Origin of the sequence: Nonlabens dokdonensis, from assembly GCF_002162835.1 — a bacterium.
Taxonomy (GTDB): Bacteria; Bacteroidota; Bacteroidia; order Flavobacteriales; family Flavobacteriaceae; genus Nonlabens; species Nonlabens dokdonensis_B.
Genome location: NZ_MAAX01000066.1, coordinates 1 through 10,758, shown reverse-complemented (window position 1 = coordinate 10,758; position 10,758 = coordinate 1). Strand labels below are relative to the sequence as shown.

Sequence of the window (10,758 nt, the reverse complement as noted above, 5' to 3'; positions counted from 1 at the left end):
CAGCAGCTTTGAAAGAAATCATATTTAAAGCTCTATTTTCTAAATCAGTTAGATCATCATCAACGAGTAAGTATGGTGATGATAATCCTTGCTCTACTAGAATCTTATTTTCAATCGCCCAATTAGACTGAATAAAAAGCTTATTCTTATGATTAAGGAAGGATAGAATAGCTGCACTCAAAGATTCGGACTCTTGATCCACTTTGGGTATTACTTCATTAATAATAGTTGTTTTAGCGCTACTTGCTAACACAGTATCATTAGGTGATAGACCAGTGAAACTTGTTTGTGAACTAATATAATTATAGAGCTGAGTCCGATAGCTATCTAAATGCAATAACTCTATGTTAATCCATAAAATGGATTTATCACTATTTGCAAGCTGATACCAATAAGGAAATGTTAAGTTATCCCCATTTGCTAGGACAACACTATTTTCAGGAATACCTTCTAAAATCCATGTAGAAAATGCCTCATTAAAATCTTCGTTACTTTTATTCTGAACTTTAAAATTTTGCAAAACAAAAAGTAAGGCTAGTACTCCAGTACATATAAGAAATACCTTTTTTATTTTTTTAGGTAAATAATTAAAAATAAATAAAATCCCTAGCATTGCATAAAACCCACAAACTATAAAAGAGAAAAAACTAATATAATCTCTTTCCCTGATTCTTAAACTACTAGGAGAAGGATTCAAATAAAGTATAATGGCTAATCCAGTTAGGAGAAACGTGATTCCTAATGTAATACCTAGATCCACATTTTTAAATGAATATATTATACCTAAAAAAATAAATAGCAAAGGGATTCCTAAATAGTCGGTTTTACCCATGTTAAGATAGCCCTTTGATGCATTAGGATTATGTATATAAGAACTTATAGTATGATTGATATGAGTACCAGAGTTTTTATGAAAATTAGACCTTCCCAAAAAGTTAGTTCCTAGGTATCTTAAGTACAAGGTGTATACTTGATAACTCCACGTAAAATGGCGACCATCATGGTCATTTATTGAGGTAGCGTCATCCCATTTAGGGTATTCTATCACATCATAATATGTAGTACTATGCATTCTTGGAAACCAAATTTCATTCTCATTGATTTTCTCCTTACCAGTAACAATGTCTATTTTTTCATCATACCTTTTACCCAATAAAATGGGTGTTTTTTGTAGACCGAATTGATTTGCGTTTATGTGATTTACGAGCGACTCTGTGTCTGATATGTAATATCCACCTACTTCAGATCCACTATTTAGAAACGGCATGTATAATAAATAAGAAAATAGCGATGCAAATAGAATGGTTGTTGTCAGTGCCTTTTTATAATACCATAACACTGCAACTATAAATATCAACAGTATACCAAGAATAGGAAATGCTAGATTCTGAGTTATGGCAAATGATTCTTGTAAAAACAAGGCAATGACCACAGCAAATTTTAAAAACAAAGAATGAAATAAAAGTGTTATTGCTAATAATAAAACGCTCATTAATAAAGACACAAATCGGTTGCTCAGTAAAGCATGGTACTTAGCTTTTCTTATTATAACATAGAAAACCGGAAGCAATATCAATAAATTCAATTTGTGAACTCCTAAACTGAGAAATATTAATATGCTGACCGATTTGATTAAAAAAGTAATTGAAATTCTATCAAAATAAAATTGAAAAATCTTGTAGAGTACGAGACTGAAAAACATACCGCTCATACTGTAAACTTCCACTTCGTAAGACAATTCCCAAACGGTCAAATTTAAACAACCAATACCTACTGCAATAAGACCGTACAACCAAGATTCATTCTGAATCACTTCATTAGAATAATTCTTATAAAGCATCAAAGCTATTTTGAATATATAAACACTCATGACACACGAGCATATAATGGAGAGTAAGACAGCTGCCTTGTAAGGAGTAATAAAGAAAAGAACGTTTTGAAATAAATTCAAAACAAGGATGTAAAACGGAGCTCCAGGTGCGTGAGTCAATTGAAAATTAGCTCCGGCAAATGCAAATTCTGGACTGTCCCATATTCCCATACTCCATCTGGCAGAAATAAATAAAACAATCGCAACTATAGAAAACACCCATACCGATTTGGCCTGTAGAAATCTCTTCAACAATTGTTGATTCATCGTTTTATGTTTTTTAGTTGCATTCTCAAAAATAACTATAATGCCGCAAGTGCATATTCCACTTTCACAAATTTCTCGACGTTTTGACCTCATTAGCAAGCGCTACTTTTTCTAATTTCAAGTCCTATACAATACTCAATTTTATCTATTTATTGTTTTCCTCGCTTTCGCGAAAGCGAGATTACCATAAACACCTTTAAATCAATAGCAAAAATTTTTACATGTCGGAAAATACCCATAACTGTTTAGTAAACAAACGTTTATTAAATAAAGTTCTAAAAAGTTTTTTCTATCTTTGAAGAAATAACCAATCATCATGAAACAAACTACCCTTTTAACCGTCTTTTTTTTACTTCTTTTTACAAGTATAACCTCATTATCGGCGCAAACGCTTAATGAATCCTCCGGTACTGGAGCACATATAAACATTACTAGTGGAGATTTTAATACAGCCTTTGGAGATAGTGCCGGCTTCTCGTTAACCTCTGGTTCTCAAACCACTTTTTTGGGCTATCAGGCTGGTCGTTCAAACACTACAAGTGAATTTATTGCTATAGGTTATCAAGCAGGATATAGCAATACCACAGGTTTTGACAACTTATTTATAGGCTGGCAAGCTGGTTTTTCTAATATTAACGGTGGTGATAATACTTTTATAGGTGCCGAGTCTGGAGAATTTAATACGACTGGTTATGATAATACCTTTGTAGGAGAAGAATCAGGAGCCAACAATACCACTGGATATGAAAATGTATTTATAGGTGAGGACGCTGGTTTTTCTAATACCACTGGTTATAAAAATGTTTTTGTAGGGAATGAGGCAGGAATCTCCTCAGGAACAGGTTATAGAAACACAGGTGTAGGTGACGAGGCATTAAGCGATGTAGATGAAGGTTGGAGCAACTCTGCATTTGGTGAATCTGCGGGAATTGATGTAGGTGCTGGTATTTTTAATACTATGTTAGGAGCAGGTTCTGGTGTTGCAACAGAACATGCAGATTATAACACATTTGTTGGAGCCGCCGCTGGATGGGATAATAATAGAACTAATTCTACATCTAACGCAAATAGAAATACATTCATAGGAACCGCAAATGGAAGTAGCAATCGAGAAGGTGAAGATAATGTTGGTCTAGGAGCTTTTGCTAGTTTTGGTTCTTCTGGATTACCATTTGATAATTTTAGATCTCAAGATCTATTAACTGGTAGCAGAAATAATTTAAGTAGAACTACTTTCATTGGTACTTTTGCAGATGCTGGAAATAATGATGTCACTCTAGTAGGTTATAGTACGCGCGTAGATGGACAGTACGGTATAGCAATAGGTACAAATACAGATGTTTTGAGTTCAGGCTCTATAGGATTAGGATATAATACAACTATCGCTTCTGGTTCTAACAACTCTGTAGGAATAGGTCGTGAAGTAGATATAGATAATCAAGAAGCCGTGGCGGTAGGTTCCAATTCTATTGCTCAAGCAAATGGTGGTATTGCGATAGGACATCAAGCTACGGTAGATGGCACTGGAAACACGACCACTTTCACTGGTAATAATATGGCGATAGGATACGAAGCAGCAGCAACTAATAATAATAGTATAGCCATAGGAGCAACATCTAGTGCTAGCGGTGAGAACGCCATGGCTATAGGGCAAGCGGCTACTGCTCCTAATGATAATACTTTAGTTTTAGGAGGAGTAACTAATCCAGTCTCTGTAGGTATAGGAACGGACACACCTAGCGCATTTGCATCAATGGAACTATCTGGAAATAATAAAGGACTTTTAGTAAACAGATTAACAGATACTGAGATCACCGCATTAGAATCAAATCTAACAGCTGCACAAAAAGGTCTTGTGTTATATGACTCAACAAACGATGTGTTCCAAGTTTGGGATGGTACACAATGGCTGTCTGCTATAAATACAGATGATCAAGAACTGTCTTTAAATGGAAGTAATCTAGGCATCACTAATAGCAGTAATACGGTAGATCTTTCTACTATTAATACAGATAATCAAGCTTTAAGTCTTAATAATAACATGCTGAGTATTACTAATGACAGTAATCCAGTAGACCTATCACCACTTACTGCTGACTTAGAAACGAGAGTCGCGGCTCTTGAAAATGCTACAGGATCAGCTTCTTCAGGAGGTATGACGCCACTATTATTTAATTACCAGTCTGTTATTAGAGATACCGACGGTAACCCTATTAAAAATGATGCAGTAGATGTACGCATTGCTGTAAGAGAAGATGGAGTTACTGGAACGGTTGTGTACAATGAAGAGCATAGTTTGACCAGTTCAGAATATGGAGTTTTGAGTCTTCAAGTAGGTGGAGGAACTTTATTAAATGGTGATTTTTCTACTATTAATTGGGGAGAACATGAGTATTACCTAGAAATCTCTCTTGATAGTGCTCAAACAGGAACTTTTACTACGTTGAGTACGACACAGCTATTAAGCGTCCCTTATGCATTACACGCTAGAAGTGCAGACTATATTACAGGAACAATGGGATCTACTGGATCGAGAGCTGCAAAATCAAGCCAAAACACAGAAATACAAGAACTCAAAACTCAAGTAAAGCAACTACAAGCACAGATGCAATTATTGATTGATAAGAAAAACTAAAACTAGAATTATGAGAAATCTAATTTTAATTTGTTGTCTCGCTTTCGCGAAAGCGGGATTATCACAAACGACCTTATCACATCAAGTTATAGGCTCATTAGGAAGTACAGAAACAGTAGGGAATGTAGTACTCGAACAGAGCCTAGGCGATCTAGTCATAGTCTCAAGTAACACAAGCGATGATGTTGCTTCTGGTTTTCAGCAAGGAAGAAAATACATCGATTATATATATGAATCAAGTAACTGGAGACCATATGCACCAGAATCTAACGCTACTTTTATAGATAATTTCTTTATAAAAAGTGATGGCGCAGTTTTAGGAAGTGCCATAGATATAAAAGACATAACAATAGAAGGTGCATATACCATAGATTTAGGAAACTTTAATCTATCCTTTAAAGGAGATTTATCGAGCCAAAATAGCTTTGTCACAAATGGTAATCTTGTATTTACCGGTGATAATGGAGAATCAAATCGATTATATACTACTGGAATAAATATAGAAAATTTTGTGAAAGACGGTAGTGATTCTTTCACTCTAGATGAGGCAATGACCCTTACAAATCTTTTTACACTCAAGAATGGTGTTCTAGATACTGCAAATGGAAATTTAATATTTGTAAGCACTTCATCAAATACTGCCGAAATTGCACCAAATGAAGGCGGCTCAATGCTTGGAGAGTCAGTTATACAAAGATACATCCCACCTAAAAGAGCTTATAGATTTCTTGCAAGTAGTGTAAATACTAGCGGTAGTATTTTAGAAAATTGGCAAGAAAACGGTTCAAATATCAGTGGATTAGGAACCCACATTTCTGGTTCTATGAGCGGTGCAAATGGTTTTGACGCGACGCAATCTGGAAATTCAAGTATGTTCACCTATGATAATTTAAATCAAGGTTGGAATACTGTTGCCAATACTAATGTTAGAGGACTTGATATAGGCGAGGCCTATAGAATTATGATCAGAGGTGACCGTACTGTAGATTTAACAAATAATGCTACCACTCCTACTCCTACTACATTGAGAGCAAAAGGTGCGATGAATGTTGGGACTTATCAAAATGATCAACTTTCTATTACAGCTGGAGGATTCAATTTTATAGCAAATCCTTTTCAAGCGACGGTAAATGTAAACACCGTTTTACAAGGCTCTAATAACTTAAACCTTAATAGATACTACGTATGGGATCCTACAATTAATGCACGAGGCGCTTATGTAACTGTAATGCTTCCTTCTGGTAGTAATGTAGCTGGATCTTCTGCAAATGAATATTTACAACCGTCTCAGTCGGCTTTTGTAACAACGCTTAACAATACGACAGTTGCCTCTCCTACAGAGATTATTTATAATCAAGATGACATTGTAAATGGAAATCAAACTACCATTTTCTCTATCCCAGCAAATGATTTTGAAATTATTGGTAGATTGAATAAAGTTGTGCCAGGACAACCCTTACAGTTTCTAGATGCATGGGGAATATTTATGGGAAGCCAGTACACTAATGCTGTAGATCCTATGGACGCTCCATCATTAGGGAATCCAGATGAGACCATAAGCATTGTTAATGGCTCAGATTATTTGAATATTGAATTTAGAGATGTACCTCGTAACCTGGATATTATCCCTCTAAATCACACTAACTATAGACACTCATCTTATAACTATCAGTTTGAAATAGATGCAATTCCAGCTGGTACAAATGTGTATCTACAGGATAATCATTTGAATACAAGTAGTCAATTAAATGAAGGTTTTAACGATTATCAATTTACAGTAGACTCTAGTGTAACAGGCTCTATTCAAGAAGATCGCTTTCACCTATTCTTTACAAATATCACCTTAAGTGAAGGTCCTGTTGAGATACTTGCTGGTTTTGAACTATATCCTAACCCAGTGAAAGACATTATTCATATAAGATGGAACAACAACAACGGCTCTCAAGAAGAAGAATTATCCTATAGATTGATTAACACGCTGGGACAAATAATAAGAACCGGAACACTCGACTTCACGGGCAATGCGTCTAATATCAAAGATTTAGGAAATCTAGCTAGTGGTAGTTATTTTGTAGAATTGAGCCTTAATGATGCAACAAAAACAGTACAAGTCATCAAAGAATAAGTTTTGATCGTTACACTAATTTACTTAAAATCCCTTTCTGAAATTTTAGCAAGGGATTTTTAATTCTGAACAGTAATTTATGCAGCTATAATTGTGACTGAATGCCTAAACATTGTTACAAAAATATTTTGCTAGCAAGCGGTGAATATACGTGGAGTCAAAATTGATTTACAGGAGCAGCTGACACTGTAATCATGACTGTATATTCAGACGATCCTTCCTTTGAAATAGTAGGAGTTTACACTATAACGGATGATCAGGTAGTTGCTGAGCTAGTAGAAATGTATTTTGCAATTAACTACAATATTGAAAATGATACCTTAGATCAAGAAGAAGAAGAATTTAAATCAGGAACATTAACCATAACTAGAAATAATGATGGAACTCATGTTTTTAATATTGATAACGGTATTGTAGATATAATAGGTAATGACTTTACCCTAGACTATCAAGGTACTTTAACTTTATTGACACCATAAAAAAATCCCTTTCTAAAATTTTAGAAAGGGATTTTCAAGATTAACGTGAATCGTGAACTACGGTCTGTTTGTTGCCACTGGTTCTTTACTTACCCAAGTGTTAACTGCTACAATAGCATTTTCACGATAATCTACCTCAGTAAGTTGGTCGTTATTCCAGAAAAACCATTTACCTGCTTTTCTATTGTTTTTATACTCTGCCTTAGCAGTTTTTTGACCTTCAGCACTATAGCTGATCCACTCACCGTGTCTCTTGTTATTTAAAAATGTTCCTACTTGAGCAACAGTTCCATTTTCATGATAATAAGTCGCTTTTACTAAGCCATCTTCCATCTTTTCAAAAGTAGGTTTTACCTCTTGCGCCATTCCTACGGCACCTAACATCATCACTGTAATAATCAATAATTTCTTCATCATCGTATTCTTTAATATTACTCAAAGTTAACTTTTAAATTACTTTTACACAACATTTAGGTAACATTAAATTTACATTAAGTACTTATTATATTGTTTTACAGTTACTTAAGTATGTGTTTATATTGTATTTTTAACGAGTTTATACTGTTTTAACAATAAATCTTTGCCTTTTTCTTATGTGTTTATCTATTAAAATCGGTTTATTTTTGCAAGCTTATAAGAAGGATTCATTATGTATAGATCACACGACTGTGGTAGCCTAAGAGCTAGCGATATAAATAAAGAAGTAACACTTGCCGGATGGGTGCAAAAAAGCCGCGATAAAGGTTTTATCGTTTGGGTAGATTTAAGAGATCGATATGGGATTACTCAGTTGCTTTTTGATGAAGAACGCACAGACAAAGCCCTTATTGAAAAAGCACAAAATCTTGGTCGTGAGTTTGTGATCCAGGTAAAAGGAACTGTCATAGAGCGTGAATCTAAGAATAATAATATTCCTACTGGAGAAATCGAGATACTTGTTAAGGAATTAGAAATCTTAAGCGAGTCTAAAACTCCACCCTTCACAATAGAAGACAACACTGATGGTGGTGAAGAGCTGCGCATGAAATACCGTTACCTAGACATACGTCGTAATCCAGTGCGTGAGAACTTGATCTTCCGTTCTAAGGTAGCAATGGAAGTGCGTAATTTCCTGGCTGGAAAAGACTTTGTCGAGGTAGAAACACCTGTTTTAATTAAGTCTACTCCAGAAGGTGCTCGTGACTTTGTTGTGCCATCGCGTATGAATGAAGGTCAATTTTATGCCTTGCCTCAATCACCACAAACCTTTAAGCAATTGCTTATGGTAGGTGGAATGGACAAATATTTCCAGATCGTAAAATGCTTTAGAGATGAAGATTTACGTGCAGATCGTCAGCCAGAGTTTACACAAATAGACTGCGAGATGTCATTTGTAGAGCAAGAAGATGTACTTAATATTTTTGAAGAGATGACACGTCACTTATTAAAGAAAGTGAAAAACGTGGACATCGCAGATTTTCCACGCATGACTTATCAAGAGGCGATGGAAAAATATGGTAACGATAAACCAGACATTCGTTTTGGGATGGAGTTTGCTGATATTTCCGCTTTCGCGAAAGCGGGAGATTTCAAAATCTTTAACGAGGCAGAACTAGTAGTTGCCCTTGCAATTCCTGGTGGTGAAAGCATGACTCGTAAAGAAATTGATAAATTAATTGATTGGGTACGACGTCCACAAGTAGGTGCTACTGGAATGGTCTACGCAAAATATAACCTAGACGGTACTTACAAGTCTAGCGTTGATAAATTTTACTCGCAAGAAGATCTTGCAAAATGGGCAGAAGCTACTGGAGCAGAGCCTGGTGATTTAATTTGTGTCATGTCAGGTCCAGCAGATAAAACTAGAGCGCAATTAAGTGCTTTGAGAATGGAAATGGCAGAGCGTCTAGGATTGCGCAACCCTAATGAATTTGCTCCTTTATGGGTGGTAGATTTTCCATTATTAGAATGGGATGAAGATACAGAGCGTTACCACGCGATGCATCATCCATTTACTTCTCCTAAACCAGAAGATATTGAAAAACTAAAAACAGATCCAGGTAATGTAAGAGCAAACGCTTACGATCTTGTAATGAATGGTAATGAAATAGGCGGCGGATCTGTACGTATTTTTGATAAGGAGCTGCAAGCTTTAATGTTTGATCATTTAGGGTTTACTCCAGAAGAAGCAAGAGCACAATTTGGTTTCTTGATGGATGCTTTTGAATATGGCGCGCCACCACATGCAGGACTAGCTTTCGGTTTTGATAGATTAGTTTCTATCTTAGGTGGTCAAGAAACGATACGCGACTTTATCGCATTCCCTAAAAATAATAGTGGTCGTGATGTCATGATCGATGCGCCCTCTGTTATTGACAACGAGCAATTGCAAGAATTGAACTTAAAAGTGACGGTTTAACCTATAGAAAAGGTAAAAGTCAGTTTTAGTTTTCTTTTTAAAAGTATTATTCAATGAAAAAATCTGTTGCAATTCTATTTTTAGTTTTACTTGTTGCCTGCCAGCAGCAGGTAGATCCTACTTTAGAAAATGCCAACTCAATTTTTGACAGTAAAGATTTTACGATTGAATTCATTTTGAATGAAGAGAAGACGGAATCCATGAGCTTTATAGATGATATTATCGTTTATAAAGCAGATGGTAATACTACGAGAAAAACCATCTCGCTTGACCAGGCGCTATTGATAAATAATTTTATCCAGGATCAATTTACGCAACACGATCAATCAAACTCAGAAGTTCCATCCATAGCTATTTATAATACTGCTAAGAAGGTAACTTTTAACATCCCTAACTATAAGCCAGAATATCTGGAGCTTATTAAAAAACTTAAATTGTAATATGTTTCCATTAAAAAGAAATAGAAGATTAAGAACTAGTGCATCTATCAGATCTCTTGTGCAACAAACTTTAATTTCACCTAGTGATTTTATCGTGCCTCTATTTGTAGTAGAAGGAAAAGGTGTAAAAGAAGAAATAGCTTCAATGCCCGATTATTACCGTTACAGCCTAGATCTTTTAAAGAAAGAAGTTCAGTTGCTTTGGGATATGGGATTAAAAAGTGTCTTGCTTTTTGTCAAAGTACCAGATGAATTAAAAGATAACAAAGGAACAGAAGCTCTAAATCAAGATGGGTTAATGCAACGCGCTATTAAAACCGTTAAAGAAGTAGCTCCAGAAATGTATGTAATGACTGATGTAGCTTTAGATCCTTATTCTAGTTATGGTCATGATGGAATAGTCGAAAATCAAAAGATCCATAACGATCCTACATGCGAGGTTCTAGCTCAAATAAGTATTTCTCATGCTCAGGCTGGAGCCGATATGGTTGCGCCTAGCGATATGATGGATGGCCGTATTCTTTATATAAGAGAAGCGCTAGAA

Annotated in this window: 7 protein-coding genes and 1 pseudogene; 6 read left to right on the top strand and 2 right to left on the bottom strand. The window is 35.4% G+C overall.

From position 1 onward, the window contains the following. Positions 1-2,137 (bottom strand): DUF2723 domain-containing protein (locus A9Q93_RS03970; protein ID WP_303686079.1); only part of this gene is annotated, 2,137 nt, incomplete at its 3' end. A 316-nt stretch (positions 2,138-2,453) separates the two neighbouring features. On the opposite strand from A9Q93_RS03970, the gene A9Q93_RS03965 reads away from it, so the two are divergent. The 3 genes from A9Q93_RS03965 to A9Q93_RS03955 all read left to right on the top strand — a co-directional run bounded on the left by A9Q93_RS03965 (position 2,454) and on the right by A9Q93_RS03955 (position 7,376). Beyond that, positions 2,454-4,772, top strand: a complete 2,319-nt coding sequence (locus A9Q93_RS03965; protein ID WP_303686078.1) for a hemagluttinin family protein — start codon at positions 2,454-2,456, stop codon at positions 4,770-4,772. A gap of 10 nt (positions 4,773-4,782) precedes the next feature. Further along, the gene (locus A9Q93_RS03960) at positions 4,783-6,897 is read left to right on the top strand and encodes a T9SS type A sorting domain-containing protein (RefSeq protein WP_303686077.1); all 2,115 of its coding nucleotides are present in this window, start codon (positions 4,783-4,785) and stop codon (positions 6,895-6,897) included. Between the two features lie 194 nt (positions 6,898-7,091). Beyond that, positions 7,092-7,376, top strand: a complete 285-nt coding sequence (locus A9Q93_RS03955; RefSeq protein WP_303686076.1) for a hypothetical protein — start codon at positions 7,092-7,094, stop codon at positions 7,374-7,376. 57 nt (positions 7,377-7,433) lie between these two features. Here the strand turns inward: A9Q93_RS03955 and A9Q93_RS03950 are convergent, their stop codons facing one another. Further along, a complete protein-coding gene (locus A9Q93_RS03950; protein ID WP_303686075.1) occupies positions 7,434-7,793 on the bottom strand; it encodes a toxin-antitoxin system YwqK family antitoxin in 360 nt (119 codons plus the stop codon). Positions 7,794-8,025: 232 nt separating this feature from the next. Here A9Q93_RS03950 and aspS point away from each other — a divergent pair, with 232 nt between their 5' ends. From aspS to A9Q93_RS03935, 3 genes and pseudogenes are all read left to right on the top strand, one after another. Continuing rightward, positions 8,026-9,774 (top strand): aspartate--tRNA ligase, encoded by a 1,749-nt coding sequence (gene aspS / locus A9Q93_RS03945; protein ID WP_303686074.1) that lies wholly within the window; start codon positions 8,026-8,028, stop codon positions 9,772-9,774. A 53-nt stretch (positions 9,775-9,827) separates the two neighbouring features. Beyond that, on the top strand, positions 9,828-10,214 hold the full coding sequence (locus tag A9Q93_RS03940; RefSeq protein WP_303686073.1) for a hypothetical protein: 387 nt from the start codon (positions 9,828-9,830) through the stop codon (positions 10,212-10,214). A 1-nt stretch (position 10,215) separates the two neighbouring features. Then, positions 10,216-10,758, top strand: a pseudogene (locus A9Q93_RS03935) (porphobilinogen synthase); the annotation flags it as partial.